10 protein-coding genes and 2 pseudogenes are annotated in these 16,826 nt (G+C 69.4%); 7 read left to right on the top strand and 5 right to left on the bottom strand.

Annotation, left to right across the window (positions count from 1 at the left end; genetic code table 11):
* The first annotated feature begins 4 nt into the window (after window positions 1–4).
* The 4 genes from CFLA_RS16605 to CFLA_RS16590 all read left to right on the top strand — a co-directional run bounded on the left by CFLA_RS16605 (window position 5) and on the right by CFLA_RS16590 (window position 6,093).
* Complete coding sequence (locus CFLA_RS16605; RefSeq protein WP_148234399.1) at window positions 5–1,558, top strand: hypothetical protein; 1,554 nt, start codon at window positions 5–7, stop codon at window positions 1,556–1,558.
* A 232-nt stretch (window positions 1,559–1,790) separates the two neighbouring features.
* Window positions 1,791–2,459 (top strand): hypothetical protein, encoded by a 669-nt coding sequence (locus CFLA_RS16600; protein WP_148234398.1) that lies wholly within the window; start codon window positions 1,791–1,793, stop codon window positions 2,457–2,459.
* Window positions 2,456–4,699, top strand: coding sequence for an Hsp70 family protein (locus CFLA_RS16595; RefSeq protein ID WP_013118502.1), 2,244 nt, complete (start codon window positions 2,456–2,458; stop codon window positions 4,697–4,699). Before CFLA_RS16600 ends, CFLA_RS16595 begins: the two co-directional genes overlap by 4 nt.
* A gap of 260 nt (window positions 4,700–4,959) precedes the next feature.
* A complete protein-coding gene (locus CFLA_RS16590; protein WP_013118501.1) occupies window positions 4,960–6,093 on the top strand; it encodes a DUF6011 domain-containing protein in 1,134 nt (377 codons plus the stop codon).
* Window positions 6,094–6,156: 63 nt separating this feature from the next.
* Here CFLA_RS16590 and CFLA_RS16585 read toward each other — a convergent pair whose 3' ends face one another.
* The 4 genes and pseudogenes from CFLA_RS16585 to CFLA_RS16570 all read right to left on the bottom strand — a co-directional run bounded on the left by CFLA_RS16585 (window position 6,157) and on the right by CFLA_RS16570 (window position 9,123).
* Entirely contained in the window at window positions 6,157–6,618 is a 462-nt protein-coding gene (locus tag CFLA_RS16585) for a protein-tyrosine phosphatase family protein (RefSeq protein WP_187291309.1), read from the bottom strand.
* 188 nt (window positions 6,619–6,806) lie between these two features.
* Window positions 6,807–7,022 carry a hypothetical protein gene (locus CFLA_RS16580; protein WP_013118499.1) on the bottom strand — a complete coding sequence of 72 codons (216 nt, stop codon included), beginning with the start codon at window positions 7,020–7,022 and terminating at the stop codon, window positions 6,807–6,809.
* 159 nt (window positions 7,023–7,181) lie between these two features.
* A pseudogene (locus CFLA_RS21010) lies at window positions 7,182–7,796 on the bottom strand (IS1634 family transposase); the annotation flags it as partial.
* Between the two features lie 41 nt (window positions 7,797–7,837).
* A pseudogene (locus CFLA_RS16570) lies at window positions 7,838–9,123 on the bottom strand (IS3 family transposase).
* Between CFLA_RS16570 and CFLA_RS16555 the strand changes: the two are divergent.
* Window positions 9,122–10,347 (top strand): IS3 family transposase gene (locus CFLA_RS16555; protein ID WP_085955054.1). Its coding sequence is split into 2 segments (ribosomal slippage): window positions 9,122–9,431 and window positions 9,431–10,347, totalling 1,227 coding nucleotides; the frame shifts between segments, so codons are not numbered across the junction. The pseudogene CFLA_RS16570 and the gene CFLA_RS16555 overlap by 2 nt on opposite strands.
* Before the next feature lie 840 nt (window positions 10,348–11,187).
* Here the strand turns inward: CFLA_RS16555 and CFLA_RS16545 are convergent.
* On the bottom strand, window positions 11,188–12,195 hold the full coding sequence (locus tag CFLA_RS16545; RefSeq protein WP_043599193.1) for an IS481 family transposase: 1,008 nt from the start codon (window positions 12,193–12,195) through the stop codon (window positions 11,188–11,190).
* A gap of 366 nt (window positions 12,196–12,561) precedes the next feature.
* Here CFLA_RS16545 and CFLA_RS16540 point away from each other — a divergent pair, with 366 nt between their 5' ends.
* Window positions 12,562–13,668, top strand: coding sequence for a metallophosphoesterase family protein (locus CFLA_RS16540; RefSeq protein WP_013118494.1), 1,107 nt, complete (start codon window positions 12,562–12,564; stop codon window positions 13,666–13,668).
* Between the two features lie 73 nt (window positions 13,669–13,741).
* Window positions 13,742–16,813: an ATP-binding protein gene (locus CFLA_RS16535; RefSeq protein ID WP_148234396.1), complete on the top strand. Its 3,072-nt coding sequence runs from the start codon at window positions 13,742–13,744 to the stop codon at window positions 16,811–16,813.
* Window positions 16,814–16,826 lie beyond the last annotated feature (13 nt).

The following is a 16,826-nucleotide window of genomic DNA, read 5'->3' as shown; positions in this document are numbered from 1 at the left end:
GCTCATGGCGATGTCGCAGGCCGAGCGTGCCCAGCGGGCAGTCCTGCTGCGTCACGTGGCGGGGCAGGTCCGTGGGCTCGCACAGCGGGTGGCGCACACCGAGCGTCTCGAGGCGCTTGCACGGGAGTTGGACGCGACGGTCGGGGGCCTCACCGCGGCCGCGCCCGGGCTCGCACTCTGGCGACGGGACGACTGGGACGCCTTCCTCCGCTCGGCGCTCGAGGCAGGCGACGGGATCGGACAGGTGCTCCTCTTACTTGTGGAGCGCGAACTGGTGTCGTTGGCGCCGGAGCGTCTGAGGCTGCTTCGTGCCGCCGTCGACCGCGACATGACAGCCGCGGTGGACGGACCGGACTCCTGGCGCATCGCACGGGGTGCCGCTGCCGTCCTCGGAGGCCTGCGACCTCAGCCCGAGGACCTCCGGGCCATGGCTCGCTCAGCCGACCTCGCCATGGTGGACTCCGCGCTCGACCAGGACCCGGCCCTCGTCACGACGATCCGACCGGAGGTCTCGGCGATCGAGGGCAACTATCTCAAGGCACGGACCCGGCCACGTCTCGTCGACCACGACGCGCTCGTCCAGCTCGGGTGGCACGAGGAGATCCGACGGCGACAGCTCGTCGCCGGTGAGCTCCCGCGTGATCTCCACGAGGACGACCCCTGGGTTCTGCGGCACCGGCTCTTCGAGGGCGACGTTGGTGCGGCCGCGCTCGTCCCGTCGGCGCTTCCTGAGCTGGTGGAAATCCTGGACGTGCTCCGGTCTCCGCGGCAGTTCGTCGAGACGCAGGGCGCCGATCCGTCCCTGTGGCGTCTTCTCGATGCCGCACTCGGTGACGACCTCGCGGGAACCGGGCACCTGACGTTCGACGTGTGGCGTCGTCTTGCCCGCGCCCGAGCAATGCTCTACTCCGACGACCTGGCGGCGGCCGCGGCCTGCGTGCGTGACGTCCCGTCACTGCCGAGCGGGGGCAGGATGGCCGTGGAGGTCCACAACCTCGCCTTGTACTGCGCGGTTCTCTCCGGGGACGTCAATTCGGCGCGGGCCCTGCTACGAGAGCTGCGCGCCCCCGGGCGGTCCGCAGCGACGGCGCGGAACATCGACGTGGCCGAGACCACGCTGAACCGCATGCGCGACGGCGACAAGAGGTCGGCACTCGAGGACTTCGAGAGCCCTTGGGTCGTGCTGGGGCTCGATGAACCCGCGGGGTCGGAGTCAAGCGTGGAGCGGCCGTGGGATGCGCGCTGGGTCGCACTGCAGCGCGAGACCAAGACCGACGCCGCCCGTCGAATCCGGGTCAACCGAGCCAGGCAGCGGTTGGCGGTGGGAGACGAAGAGCGGCGTCACTTCATCGTTCCGCTCGCGGCGGACTCCTACGTCCCTGCACGTCGAGGAGTGCTGTTCCCCGAGGCGTCACCGATGCCCCGGCGCACGCCGCCTCCGGACGTCGAGAGCGTCCGGGAGTCGCTCCGGCGTGTCTGGCGAGAAGCCATCTCCACCGCGCTCCGCGAGGCGCGACCGACCGAGCTGTGGCAGGAACTGCATGATGCGCGAGGGTGACATCAAGAGGAACACGACGGCTGACGATGAGACGCGTCCCCGGGCCTCGGGAAAGGGATCCCGAGCAGCGCGCGGCTCGGCGTCCCCGAGACGTTCCCGCACCGCGGGCTCCCGGCAGGATGGGGAGCGTCCCGAGATCGAGTCGGCCGGGACGACGGTCTACGACGACGCGGCACCGGGCGCGCTGCAGAACGCCGCCAGGCCTCGGCGGCGTTCGAGTCCGAGCAAGGGTGTGCCCCTGCCGCACGAGCCGGTCGGTTCACGAAAGACCAGCGAGACCCGCCCCGGCCGTCGCGAGGAGGTGACGCGACGGGAGACGCCTGCCGATCCGGGCGCCGAGCTGCGTCCTCCCGCCCCGAAGCGCCGAGGGCGAGCGAAGCCGAAGCCTGAAGCCGCGCCCGCAACGCCCGGCGTAGTGGGCGGCGCCGAGGCAGTGGCGCACGTCGAGGACAGGGCTCCGCAGCTCACGCCCGACACCGCTCGGCAGGCGTCCGAGACGCTGCCCGACGGGGACCCCACAGAACTCGAGCTACTGATTCGGGAGCTGCGAGACACCATCTCGCAACTACGCGCCGCGCCCGACCTGCGCTCGCACACCGATCTTGCGCTCGCCGCCGTGGCCCAGCAGCAGCAGGCCATGGTCGTCCGGCTTCACCAGGCGGCCCGGCGTGCGCAGAGCGTCGAGGTCCTGCGGCACATGATCGTGCAGTTCCTGCGGGAGACCCACGTGCGCGTCGTCACGTCGATCGAGGACACGGCCTTCTTCCCGGGTGTCGGGGCGGAGGGGAAGTGGGAGGTCGTCGAGCCGGCCTACGTGGACGGCCACACAGGACGGCTCGTCCAGCCGGGCACCGCAGCCCGGGCGGACGACGTGAAGACCGATGATGAGGAGACGCAGTGACATACGGGATCGACTTCGGCACCTCCAACTGCGCAGTCGCCCGCTGGCAACCCGACGGGTCGTACGTGGTGCCATTCGACAGCGCCAACGTCAGCGCCGACTGGTACGGCTTCGGCGGCGAGCAGGTCTTCCCCTCCGTCTTCGGTACCAGCGAGACAACGGGCGAGGCGATGTTCGGATGGCGGGCGAAGCTCCTCGCCGACGAGCGGGCGGACGCGATCAAGCGACTCCTGAACGGGCACCACTACGTCACTGTCGGAAGCAGGCGATACACGAGCGGGCACGTCGCCACGCTGATGTTCCGGGCCATCCGTGAGGGCATGCGGCGGGCCGGTGCCGAGCTCGACGAGGCCGTGGTGACGGTGCCCGCCAAGGCCACCGGGCAGGCCCGGTTCCGCACGAGGGAAGCGGCGCACCTGGCGGGCATCCGCACGCTGTCGCTCATCAACGAGCCGACCGCCGCGGCGATGGCCTACGTCGACCTCATCCGGGAGAACGGACGCTTCCTCGTCTACGACTGGGGCGGAGGCACCGTCGACGCGACGGTGCTCGACTACGAGGACGGTGTGCTCATCGAGCGCGCGGCCAGCGGGCGCACCGAGCTCGGCGGCGTCGACATCGATGCTGCACTGCGTCAGGCCGTCCGTTCGCGGTTCAAGAACCATCCGTCGTGGACGGCGCACCACGCCCGGCAGTTCCGGCTCGAGGTCGAGCGCGCCAAGATCCAGCTCTCGACCGAAGAGGTCGTCACCATCCTGTCTCCGGCCGGTGACGAGGTCGTCGACCTCGAGCGCACCGAGTTCGAGCATCTGGTGAAGGACCTCGTGGACGGGTCGATGGAGCCCGTCATCGAGGTCCTGAGCGACCTTCGGCTCGATCCTGACACGGTGGATGCCGTCATCATGGTGGGTGGCTCGAGCCGAATGCCGATCGCGCGGCGGACCCTCACCGAGCTGCTCGGGCAGGAACCGGTCGCGCAGGAGCTCCTCGACCCCATGACGGCGGTCGGCATGGGCGCGGCGTTCGCCGCTGCCGCACTTCGGCAGGACGTCGACGACACGATCTGCGTCGTCACGGCCAACGCGCTGGGGACGAAGGTCCGAGACGAGCACGGTGCCTCGTTCAGCACGATCATCCCGCGGAACTCCCCGCTGCCGATCAGCGACGGCCGGACGTACGTGCCTCGACGTCCTCTCGTCTCCGAGGTCGACGTCGAAGTGTGGGAGGGTGACCCCGACCGTGCGCTGAGCGACCCGTTCAACCAGATGCTGAAGAAGCTGAGGATCCCGTACCCACGGCCCACGCCCCAGGCCGACGCTCGCTTCCGGCTCGACTTCACGTACGGCGAGGACGGGCGGGTGTCCGTCCGGGCCGAGATCGTCAAGACCGGTGTCGTGCTCTTCGACGACGTCATCGACGTGTTCGAGGAGAACGAGAAGCAGTCCGACCGCGCGAAGGAGAAGGAGGCGATCCGGGCTGAGCTGGAGGCCGTCTTCGGCGCCGTGGCCGCGTCGAGTGCGCCTACCTCGACCCCGCCGCCGACACCTGCGGAGACATCCCCCGTGTCGTCGCGGCGGGTTCCCACACGGCCTGTGCCTCGGCCGCCGACGTACTCGCCGCCCTCGGACGTCGCTCCCGTCGTCCTCGTCGTCGACGGGTCGAACGTGGCGTGGTCGGGTCGCGACCGGGCAGCCGGAGAGAAGCCCTCGATCGCTGCGCTGTCGGACGCGCTGGACGCCTTGCTCGCGACGTTCCCGTCCGCGGAGATCAAGGTCGTCGTCGACGCGAACCTTCGCCACCAGGTGGAACAGTCCGAGAAGCCACTCGTCGAGAATGCGGTCCAGTCCGGGCGCTGGCTCCAGCCGCCCGCCGGGACGATCGGCGCGGGTGACGCACTCGTCCTTGCGATTGCCGAGATCACGGAGGGGAGAGTCGTCTCGAACGACAGCTACCGCGAATTCCAGGACGCGCACCCGTGGCTGCGGTCCGGTCACCGGATGCTCGGTGCGACGCTGGTCGGAACGCACTGGATCTTCCTCGACCGCAAACCTCCCGCCGGGACGAGCGCAGCGCAGGTAGTGACAAAGCCCGCAGGTGCGGTTGCTCACGCGCTGCCCGCCGGCTGGCAGGACTCGGGGTGGAAGTCCCAGGAGGCTCTGGCGGGTCCTCGCCGGCGCGCGACCGAGGCCTTCGGGCCGGTGAGCGAGAACTACTACATGTCGCCGCTCGACAGCAAGTGAATGATGAAGGCTGTCTCGAAGGGGGAGAGCGAGACACGGGGCGGCGCGTATCTCTGCCACCGATTGCCCCACCCCATCGAGTGCGGCCCATACGGAGCGGCGTCACCCCAGCGATCGATCAACACTGACCCGCGTCCGGCCGATGGACAGGTAGGCGCGCGTCAGACGAGCGGTCTCCGCAGCGGTCTGTCGAGACAGCGTGGCGGGCTGCCGCCGTGGAAGGGCTTACCCCTGAGAGAAGCCAGACGAAGGACACGCGCATGGCGAACAGGAGCGACCGAAGAGCGCGGCTGACCGACGCTCTCATGGCCTGCCTGACCGAGCGGGCAGGCATGGACAAGCGGGCGCTTCTCCGAGAGCTGCACACCCGTGGCTTCGACGCCGACGCCACGGAGATGAACAGCGTCCTGTACCGCCGCACCGACCTCTTCCGTAGGGTCGGCGATTCCCCGCCGATCTGGTTCCCGGCCGCCGCCGGCAAGGCGCAGGACGCCGGCGCCGGTTCAGGCAGTCCAGCCGCGCCACGCGTCAAGACGCCGGCGCTCGGTGCCGCGGAGCGTCAGCGGCTTCTGCGCCAGCAGGACATCCAGCCCGGGTTCAAGCCGAGCGGTTTCCGCTTGCACCCCTTCCCGCTCGGGCGCAAACCCCCGGTGGAGTCCTGGGGCGACCTCTCTTCGCGGGCACCCGCGACTCTCGAGGACTCGTTGGTCGATCGACTCGAACTCACCTGCCTACCCGCTGGGCTGAGCCTCTCGATCCAGCGCGTGATCATCGACGACTACCCCTGTTTCGTCGCATGGTGCGTGCCTGACAACCGTCAGCTGGCAGAACTGCTGCGACGCCGAGGTTGGCACGTCTGGCCGCGCGAGCACCCCTGCGCCTGGGACCGACCCGACTACCTGACCGTCACACCACAGATCCCCGCCATCGCGACGTGGCGCAGCGATCGCGCCTTCAGTGCAGTCCGCGCGGCACTCGGACTCGTGCACGACGGACTCGAGCTCCGCGATCTGCAGCAGCTCGCGATCCGGGTCGATCTCGCCGATGGTGCTGAGGCCCGGCACAGACTTCTTCGCGTACATGATGAGGCCAAGTACCGTCAGGCTTTCGCCGGCCGCGGATTCAAGGGATTCGTCAATCCCGTGCGCGGAGCCTGTGGGGTCTGCGGTCTTCCGCTCCGCGACCCGGTCTCCCTTGCGCGTGGCATCGGTCCGGACTGCTGGGACAGCTTCTACAGAGAATTCCCCGACTACGCGGCTGACATGACGCGCGCCGACGCCAATCCCTTGTTCTGGATGGGGGCCAGTGCTTTGCCGGACTTCCAGCGTCTGCTCAAGAGCGCGGCCGCTGGCCGGGTAGCACGAGGAGCCGACACAAGTCCGCTCGCCCGTTGATAGGCCGGGGCCACCTCGGCAGCGCGCACGCGTGCGACGTGCGCGTCGCCGAGGGGGCCGTCTTCACGCCACGCCACCGGCAGCCGCGCGGATCGCGCGCCGCACGTCCATCGGGTTCTCCCGCCTCCAGGCGTCGAGCTCCGCCACCTCGGCAGCGCGCCGCCGCGGACCGACGGCGCTCCGCCAGTGGTGCCAGCGCAACGCGTCCTCGGCATAGGCGGCGTAGGCGATCGGACGCGCCGCACGGATCGCCGCCATGGCCTCCACGGGCGCCCACCCGAGCGCCAGCAGGACCGCGAACCCGAGCGACGGACCGCGGTTGATCCCCATGTGACAGTGGGTCAGCACCACGCCGCCGTCCGCGATCGCCGGCACCGCCCACCCGACCGCGACGTCGAACCACTCTTCCGGCACCTCCTGCCCGGCGTCGTCCATGCCGTGGTGGAGGCAGGCGACGCCCGGGGCGTGGGCGGCGACGAACCGGTCGTCGTCCCACTCGATCCGCGCGTCGACGATGTGCGTCACCCCGACGTCGACCAGCTCCGCGAGCCACCTCCGGGTCGTCGGTGCGGAGGTCCCCACCGACCAGCAGGGCCGGGGTCACGAAGGACGCGTTCGCGGCGCGCAGCACCGGCAGCGTCGCCGCGCTCACGGCAGCCTCGTGTACAGCATGCTCGTGCGCTCGAACGTGCGCTTCCAGCCCCAGTCGTCCATCACGTACTCGCCGACTCGTGCTCGGTGAGCTCGATGACGTCGTCGACCGACATCCGCGCCATCGCGAGCACGCGGTCGTAGTCGTCCGTGTGGTCCTCGGGCTCGGGGAGGCGGAACGTCTGGTCGATGGCGCGTCCCCGTCGCACGTCGTGCAGGCGTCGCTCCAGCTCGCGGATCCACCGGGCCCGGTACGCCTCGACCGCCTCGAGGAACACCTCACGGTGGCGATCCCGGTGGGGAGATTCAGGTGCGCGTCGTCGTCGCACCGGCGTGAACTCGCGGGATAAGCGATCCGAGCAGCCTGGAGCGACGCGTTCCCCAGGAAAATGGCTTATCCCAATCCAGGGTGTAGTCGCTGTCTGACCTGAGTTTGCTCATTTCCTTTGGTGCGTGACGCGGCCCCGCAGGAGTGCGTCGACGAGCGCGCATTCGTCGGCGTCGAGTTCGGGCGGTAAGGTCTGGACGGCGCCGTTGATCGCGATCGTCGCGGAGCGCAGCGGCCGCAGGGTCCGCAGGATCCGGCGAAGGGCGAGGCCGGATCGCTGCTGGAGGGTGCGCGAGACGGCCAGCGCGGTGAACACGATGGTCAAGTGCGCCTCGATCGCGTCACGGCGGCGGGCGAACAACGGCCGTGCTGCAAGGTCCGACTTGGACATCCGGAAGGACTGCTCGACGTTCCACAGCTCGTGGTAGCTGGCGATCACCTCGGGTGCGGGCATCACGGTCGCGGGCAGGTTCGTGACATAGCCCTTGAGACCCACCAGGCGCCGCGCGCGTGCCAGGGCGGCCTCGTCGAGGGTGAACCCGCTGGTCGAGGCCTTGACGAATCGCGGCTTGCGCGCGGCGGACTCGCCGTTGATGACCGCGCGGGCGCGGTTCTCCTGCGCGGTCAGGGTCTTGCCGTCCCTGGCGGCTCTCTTGGCGGAGTACGCCCAGATCGCCCGCCACGAGCCGGTGTGAGCGGCCGGGTTCCAGACAGGCTCGGCCCGCAGCGCGGGGTTGAATCGCCCCGGGTTTGGTGGAGGCTCGGTTACGTGGCTACGGCCTCGAGTTCGGCCGGGTTGTGGGCAGCGTAGTGCTGCCAGTGGTGCTGCTCGTGCTCGGCGGGTGGGACGAGGCCGATCTCGCCGTGCAGGCGTCGGTGGTTGAACCAGTCGACGTACTCCGCGACGGCGAGCTCGACATCGGTGATGGTCTTCCAGCCGCCGGTCGGGCGCATCGTGGGGTTGCGGATGCACTCGGCCTTGAACAGCGAGTTGAACGCTTCGGCCATCGCGTTGTCGTAGGAGTCGCCCTTGGACCCGACCGAGGCGACGGCGTTCGCCTCGGCGAGGCGCTCGGTGTAGCGCACCGCTCGGTACTGAACGCCCCTGTCCGAGTGGTGGGTCAGCCCGGTCACGTCTTGACCGGCCCGCCGCCGGGCCCACAACCCCATGTCCAGGGCGTGCAGCGCCAGATCGGTGCGCAGCGACGTGGAGACCTGCCAGCCCACGACGTAGCGGGAGAACACGTCGAGCACGAACGCGGCATACGTCCAGCCGGCGTGCGTGCGGATGTAGGTGATGTCCGCGACCCACAACCGGTTCGGCGCATCGGCGACGAACTCCCGCTCGACCAGGTCACCGGGCCGCTCGCTCTGCGCGCCGTGACTGACCGTCGTGCGGGTCGTCTTCTCCCGGGCGATCCCGCGCAACCCGTCGGCCGTCATCAGCCGTTCGACCGTGCACCGGGCCACCGTCGTGCCCTGGCGGTTCAGCTCGGCCCAGACCTTGCGCGCCCCGTAGACGCCCAGGTTGTCGGCGTGGACCTTGCGGACCAGCGGCAGTAGGCGCGCGTCACGCACCGCCCGCGCCGAGGGCTTCCTGGTCTTGGCCGCGTAGTACGTGCTCGGAGCGATCTTCGCGGCGGTGTCCTTGAGCACCGCGCAGATCGGCTCGACCCCGAGCTGGCGTCCCTCGACGACCTGGTGACGGTGCGCGTCGAGGTAGGCCACTACCTGCTGGAGGGGCGGTCGAGCTCCGCCGCGAAGAAAGCCGAGGCCGTCTTCAAGATGTGGTTCGCCCGCTTCAGGTCCCGGACCTGCGCCTCGAGCTCGGCGATCCGAGCGGCGTCCTCGCTCGTCGTGCCCGCCCGGGCACCGGCATCGACCTCGGCCCGCTTGACCCAGGTGCGCAACGCCTCGGGGTGCACGTCGAGCTGACCGGCGATCCGACGGATCGCTCCCATCCGCTGCCCCCTCGATCGCGGGGCTTGACCCCGTGAGGTGGACACGCTGAACCCGGGCCTGGCCCGGAGGAAGCGAGAAGATCTGCTCATGGCAAGGAAGACGTATCCGGCGGAGTTCCGCCGTGACGCGGTCGAGCTGTACCGGACGACGCCGAGCGCGACGGTCGCGGGGATCGCGGCGGACCTGGGGATCATGGACTCCACGCTCTCGGCGTGGATCAAGGCCGCGGGGGTGCCGATCCGCGGGCAGTCCCGCCCGGCCGGTAGGTCCGCGCCGCCGGACGAGACGCCCGAGCAGGAGCTGGCACGGCTGCGGTCGCGGGTCGTCGAGCTGGAGGACGAACGGCGCAAGCTGGCCACCGAGCGGGAGATCCTGCGCGCGGCGGCGAAGTATTTCGCCGGGGAGACGAACTGGTGAGCCGCTTCCAGTTCGTCGCCGAGCACTCCAACACCTTCGAGGTGAAGCGGCTGTGTCAGGTGCTGTGTGTGGCCCGGTCCTCGTTCTACAAGTGGCTGGCCGCCGCGCCGGCTCGCGCCGCGCGGGCGGCCGGTGACGAGGCGCTGGCCGCGCGTATCCGCGCGGTGCACGTGCAGGATCGTGCGTGCGGGGCACCGCGGATCACCGTCGAGCTCAACGACGGCGCCGCCCCCGACGCGCGGGTCAACCACAAGCGGGTGGCCCGGGTGATGCGCGAGCACCGCATCGCGGGGATCCGGCTGCGACGACGCGTGCGCACCACGGTGCCCGACCCCGGCGCCGCGTTGGTGCCGGACCTGCTCGAGCGGGACTTCACCGCGAGCGAGCCGAACGCCAAGTACGTCGGGGACATCACCTACCTGCCCTGCGGCGACGACGGGTTCCTCTACCTGGCCACCGTCATCGACTGCTTCTCCCGGCGCCTGGTCGGCTGGTCCATCGCCGACCACATGCGCACCGACCTGGTCACCGACGCGCTGCTCGCGGCCGCCGCGACCCGCGGCACCCTGGCCGGGGCCGTGATGCACACCGACCACGGAGCCCAGTACGGAGCCAAGGTCTACGCGCAGCTGTGCACCCGCCTGGGCGTGTCGCGCTCGATGGGCGCCGTGGGCACCTCGGCGGACAACGCGATGGCCGAGTCCTTCAACGCCACCCTCAAGCGCGAGACCCTCGCCGGCGCGCACGGCTGGCCCGACTCGCCCACCGCCCGCCACGAGGTGTTCACCTGGATCACCCGCTACAACACCCGCCGGCGGCACTCCACCTGCGGCTACCTCAGCCCCACCGACTACGAGAACGCCCACCACGCGGCTAACCTGACGCTCGCCGCGTGAAACCACCCGCGTGTCCACCATCAGGGGTCAAGACCCCGCGATCGCGTCCAACGCCATCCGCGTGGCCCGCTCACGCAGCTCATCGCTGTACTTCTTCGGTGCCACCATGACTCTCATCCTCCAGGGTTGAGAGCCTCCACCGAACCCGGGGCGATTCACGCGGCAAGCGAGCACCGCCCGGTCAGTTTCCAGGTGCTGGCCCACGACCACGAGACCGAGCTCGTCGAGGCGGCAGAACGTCGTCAGGTCAGGGGTCGTGAAGGTAGCGTCAGGCACGTCGAGGTCTTCCTGGATGGCTGTGTGAGAACTTCCATCCACGGGAGACCTCGACCTCTACCCGGGCACCGACGCGCCGCCCGTCCCTCGCGCCGCCTGGCCGCCGGCTACACCCTCAACTGGGAAGAGCCAGTTTGGCTTCGAGTGCTGACGGGCTCAGCGCTGAGCCCGCGCCCACGGCACCTGAGGACAGGCTCGGTGCAGCGGCTCGACGGTAACGGCTACGAGGCGGCGGAGAAGGGCGCAGCCCTCCCACTTCGAGGCGGCCCTTCGTCCGTTGACGTCGGCCACCGCCCGGGGGCATTAGTTGCGAAACTGCAGGTCAACCGGGTGACTTTGATGCAATCAATCCCGGACCTCGGCACAGCCCACGCTACGGTCGGCGGGACGCGAACCGCTCGCGGGCAGTACCAATGAGAGGAGTCGCCGTGGCCAAGGGACATGAGTGCCCCGTGTGCGGGCGATACACGCTTCAGCCGTATACCACGAACCAGTTGAAGTGCTCAAGCTGCGACACCATCGTGCGGAAGTAATTCATCCGACGAATTGCGCGGCTCTGAACGCCTAGATGTTCTGGCTCATGACGTTGGTGACGCCCGCGCGCAGGCGTGAGGCCGGGGGTCGGTCGCCGACGGCGGTGTGAGCGCGATGGTAGTTGTAGTGGACGTTCCAGATCTTGATCGCAGCGGCGCGTTCAGCCTCGCAGGTCCAGATCCGGGCGTAGAGCAGCTCCTCGGCCAGGATCCGGTTGTAGCGCTCGACCTTGCCGTTGTGCCGCGGCGTGTGCGGGCGGATGCGCTGGTGCCGGGAGGCGACCGCGACCACGGTGCGGGTGAACGCGGTCGCCTTGTAGTTCGCGCCGTTGTCCGTCACGACGCGGACGATCCGACCGATGCCGTGGGCGGCGAAGAACGCCCTGGCGCGGTGGAAGAACCCGATCGTGGTGGCGGCCTTCTCGTCGGGCAGGTGCTCGGTGTAGGCCAGCCGGGAGTACCCGTCGATCGCGGAGTGCAGGTAGACGTAGCCCGCCCGAGCGCCGGAGGTCTTGGCGCGCTGCGCGGCCTTGTCCTGCGTGGATCCGCGCCCGTGGGCGCGCCACCCGCCGCCGTCGGGGATCCGGCCGACCTTCTTCACGTCCAGGTGGACCATGTGCCCGGGGTAGCGGGCGATGATCCGCCCGGTGCTGCGGTTGGTGGACCCGTCGGGGTCGATGTCCCGGCGCCGGTTGATCCCGAGCCGGACCAGCCACCGCGAGATCGTCGCAAGCGAGACGCGGTGGCCGGTGCGGGTCAGCTCGAGGTGGATCTGACGGGCGGTCCACTTGTGCTCCCGCCGCAGACGTTCGATCTGCTCGACCACGTCCGCCGGCAGCTGCGTGGGGCTGGCGTGCGGGGCGCTGGAACGGTCCAGCAGCCCGACCTCGCCGAGCTGCTCGTAGCGGGCCTTCCACTTGCTCAGGCACTGCCTGGAGATCCCGGCCTCGGCTGCGACGTGCGCGATCGGACGGGACTGACAGCGCTGGACCAGGCGAAGACGGCCAGCAGGGGTCAACGGGGCGTTAGCGTGGGGCATCGAGGGGTAGGTCTCTCTCGGCGCGGATGTGTTGGTCGCACTTCCCATCCTGCCGCCGGCGGGCCTACCCCTCGCTCACACCCCGCGCGGTGTCACCAACCTCATGAGACGCAACACCTAGAGCTGTTCGTCGCAACTCCGGCAGACGTGGAAGGGGTCCATGACCGCGACCGCCTCGCGCAGCTACCTCGTGCAGCGGCCCAGGAGTCTGATAGCGAGCGCCAGCAATACGTCTGCAGACGCAGCAGACAGGCTCATCAGCGCACCGAAAGGGGCCAAAGACCTAGCGATGTCAAGGCGCACTGAGATCATTGCGCTCCCGCGGGTGGCCCACGACCGTCCGTGCGAGCGACGGGAGACAGGGTCGTGACGAAACTGCTGGTGTTCTCGGACCTCCATCTCGACACGCCGTTCAAGTGGGCGCCGCCCGGCCTTGCCCGCGCTCGCCGCATGGCGTTGCGCACCACGCTGACCCGGATCATGTCCCTGGCCGAGGAGAACGATGTCGACGCCATCCTGTGTGCCGGAGACCTGTACGAGCACGAGCGGTTCAGCCCCGACACCACGGCTTTTCTGCGTCAGACCTTTGCAGATTCCAACCGTGCCGTCTACCTCGCCCCAGGAAATCACGACTGGTACGGGCCCGCGTCGCTCTATCGGATGGCCGACTGGACACCGAACGTCCACGTGTTCACCGAGGCGCGCTTCGTTCCAGTCGACCTGATCGAGGGCGTGACTCTGTGGGGTGCTGCTCACCGAGCCCCCGCCAACACTGACGGATTCTTTGAGAACGACTTCAGGGTTGATCGCAACGGAGTCAACATCGCACTCTTCCACGGTTCGGAGAGTGCACAGCTGTTCTACCAAGAGAGCGGCAAGGTCCCGCACGCGCCGTTCAGCGCCGAACAGATCGAACATAGCGGCCTCGATCATGCGTTCGTCGGTCATTTCCACACCCCTCGAGACGCCGCTCGCCACACCTACCCCGGCAACCCCGATCCCCTGACGTTTGGTGAGACCGGGCCGCGCGGTGCCATCCTGGCAACGATCACCCCTGACGGAACGGTGATGTGCGAGCGGCACACGGTCGCGGCGAGCACTGTCCATGACGTATCCGTCGACGTCACTGGCGCGACCTCTTCTTCGGACATCTGCGCTAAGGCCGAAGCGGCACTCCAAGGTCTGACCGGGGTGGCGCGCGTGACGCTGCACGGTGACGTCGCTCCTGAAGTCGATGTCCGACTGAGCGACCTCGTCGGGATCAGCTCGGGCCTGGACGCCATCGTGCCGCGCCTTGGACGCATCGGGGTCACCTACGACTTGGTGAGTCTTGCGGCCGAGCAGACGGTCCGGGGACAGTTCGTGCGGGACGTCCAGGCTTCCACCAACCTTGACGAGAACCAACGCCGCCGTGTCCTGGTGACAGGCCTGCGGGCACTCGACGGGCGCACCAGCGAGCTGGAGGTCCACTGACGTGAATATTGAGTCCGTCACTGCACACGCATTCGGTCCTCTGCAGTCCGGCGACCTTCGGTTCGCCCCCGGGATGACGGTCGTTACGGGCGTCAACGAGTCCGCGAAGTCTTCTTGGCACGCCGCTGTGTACGCCGCTGTGACGGGACGCCGACGCGGCAAGGGTGCGCCGACCCGTGAGGAGCGCCGCTTTGCTGAGCTCCACAAGCCCTGGGACGACGATCAGTGGCGTGTGTCCGCAGTCCTCGTCCTCGATGACGGCCGACGCATCGAGCTAGCCCACGACCTGAACGGCAAGGTCGACTGCCGTGCGACCGACCTTGCCCTCGGTACGGACGTCTCGGCGGAGATCATGTTCGAAGGCGCTCCGGACGCCTCGCGGTACCTCGGTCTCGACCGCAAGAGCTTCGCGGCCATCGCCGTCGTCAATCAGGCGGAGCTCCTCGGGGTACTGAACGCCGCCAACGGCCTGCAGGAGCACCTGCAGCGCGCCGCGGCCACCGCCGGCGCGGACGCGACCGCCGCCGCCGCACTGGCCGCCCTGGAGACGTTCGCGCGCGACAACGTCGGACTCGACCGGGCGAACTCCTCCAAGCCGTTGCGCGCAGCAAAGAATGCGCTCGAGAACGCAAGAGCCGACCTCGACGCCGCCTTCGCCGAGCACGCGCGCTACCTGGAGCTCACGGCGGTAGCCGAGACACATCGCGCGAGGGCGGACAAGGCCGCGCAACGGACTCTCGCCGCGCAGGAGAAGGCCGCGGCACTCGAGCTTCTGGTGCATGCCCTGCAGGTCGTGGCCGAACGGCAAGGCGATGCCGCGCGCGTCGACGATGTCAGCAAGGCGGCTGTGACGCGCAGAGACGCACTTGCTCAGCGTGTGGCGAAGGCTCGCTCACTGAGTGCCGCTTCCACCGACGACGCCGTCCCCGCGGGAGCGCCAGCCGCAGAAGCAGTCGCTCGCATTGTCGCAGCCGCACTTGCACGATGGTCCTCAGTTCCCGACCTGCGGATGCCGGCGGGGTCCACCGCCGCCGACCTCGCTCAACAGCTCGATGCCCTACCACCACCACCCGATGGCGACACTCAGGTGGCGGCGGCGGTCCGGGACGCCTATCAGGGGTGGACCCGTGCGGTCGCAGTGGTCACCGCTCACGATGGCCGTCGCCCACCTGACCCGGGAACTCCTTCGCAGGACCTCGAGCCCGCCGTCGAAGCTGGCCCGTCGATGCTGCGCCAACTCGCAGCCCAGCTCGGCGCGACCGGCAATGGCAACTCGGAGCAGGTGCAGTACCTGACCGATGCGCGCGACCAGGCTCGCTCAGAACAGGCAGCGGCTCAGGCGTCGCTCGCCGACGCGACGGCCCGGGCGAACGCTGCTCGAGCCGCCTTCACGACAGCCATGGCGGCGCCTCCGTCGACGACGACCGGCCGGTCCCGCGTGCCGCGCTACGGCCTTGTCGCCACAGCGGCCGCCGCCGCAGTCGCGGCGGTGACCACGGCCATCGCCTTGTCGAACGTGACGGTGGCACTTGTGCTGGGCGCGCTCTGCATCGCCGCTGCCGTCGGCGCTTTCGTCGTCGCCCGCCCGGAGCCCCGCCACCCGACCAGCGGCGCGGTGAACATCCCAGCTCTGAGTGCCGCGGGCCACGCAGCGGAAGAGGCTCTGGCCTCCGCGCAGGAGCGCCTGTACGCAGCGGTAACTGAGGTGGCATCCGCGGACGCGCAACTGCGCGCAGCTGCCGCCTCCTCGTCCGCAGCGGCCGAGGTCGCTGCGCGCTGTGCCGCGCGGTCCCTGCCTGCCGACCCCGGTGCGCTGCAACAGCTTGCTGCCCGCGCTGAGCAGCACCTGGAAGCACGGGAGGCCTTCTTTCGTTGGGAGTCTGAGTCGCAGCGGGAGGCCAGGACCCTCGCGCAGGCGGAGAGTGGGCTTCTCCGAGCTCTCGCCGACCGAGGCGTCGCCGTCGGAGCCACGTCCACCGAGGACGCGTTCTCCGCGTACGAGCGCGCGTGTGCGGAGCGCGCAGAGCAGGCCGCCCGGGCTGCCCGGCGTCCAGAGGTCGAGAGGGCGCTTGCTGCTCGCGAAGCCGCCGACAGGGACGCCGCCGACGTCCTGGCGCAGCGGGAGTCAGCTCTGGACGCTCTGCGAGCTGCCGTGAGCGTCGCGAGTGTAGGCGTTGATCCTGAAGCTGATCCGGAGGCCCTGCGCGATGCGCTGATCCAGTGGCAGGCTCATTACGACGAGCTGCTGATCGCGACCGAAGCTCGTCAGCGCGATCTTTCCCAGCTCGATGTCGTACTGGACGGCTCGACGCTGGACGAACTCGAGTCGTCGCTCATGGCGGCAGAGGAGGCGGTCGCCGAGGCCGCTAAGGCCTCGGACGCGGCCCGGCGAGCTCTGCAAGAGGCGGTCGTGCATGGTGAGGAACTCGCAGCCGATGCCGGCGCACCGATCAGCGCAGGTGTGGACGCTGCGCTCAGCGACCTGACCCGGGCTCGACAGGCGCGGGCCGCAGCCCAGGAGCAGGAGATGGAGCTGGCAGCAGTGGCGGAGAACGCCGCCGGGGTCGCAGCTGAGCGAGGTAGGACACTCCGCAGCGTCGCCGAGGCCGAGGAGTGCCTGGTCGCTGCCGAAGCCGAGCTTGCCCGGGTCAGCGAGCTCTCCGAGACGCTGCGGCTCACCAGCCATTTCCTCACGGACGCTCAGGAACAGGTCCACCGGACGATCGCGCCGGTACTGGCCGACACGCTGAGTTCCTGGCTACCGCTGGTCACAGGGGGGCGGTACACGGACGCGACGGTGAACCCGGCGACGTTGGAGGTCAAGGTGTGCGGCCCCCAGCGCAAGTGGCGGAATGCCGACCGTCTATCGATCGGTACAGCAGAACAGGTCTACCTGCTCCTGCGGGTGGCACTGGCCCAGCACTTGAGCACCACGGGCGAGTCCTGCCCTCTCCTGCTCGACGATGTCACCGTTCAGGCAGACGCAGAACGGACCGTCGGCATCCTCGACCTGTTGCTCGCACTGGCCTCGGATCGTCAGGTGATCCTCTTCGCGCAAGGGCAAGAGGTTGCTGAATGGGCACGAGTGCACCTCATTGACCCCCGGCACTCGAGTGTGGAACTTACGCGAGTGGCCGTCGAGTGACTGGGGACTGATG

Source organism: Cellulomonas flavigena DSM 20109 (genome assembly GCF_000092865.1).
Classification (GTDB): Bacteria; Actinomycetota; Actinomycetes; order Actinomycetales; family Cellulomonadaceae; genus Cellulomonas; species Cellulomonas flavigena.
The sequence above is the reverse complement of the archived record's forward strand: the minus strand, read 5'-3'. Positions and strand labels throughout refer to the sequence as shown.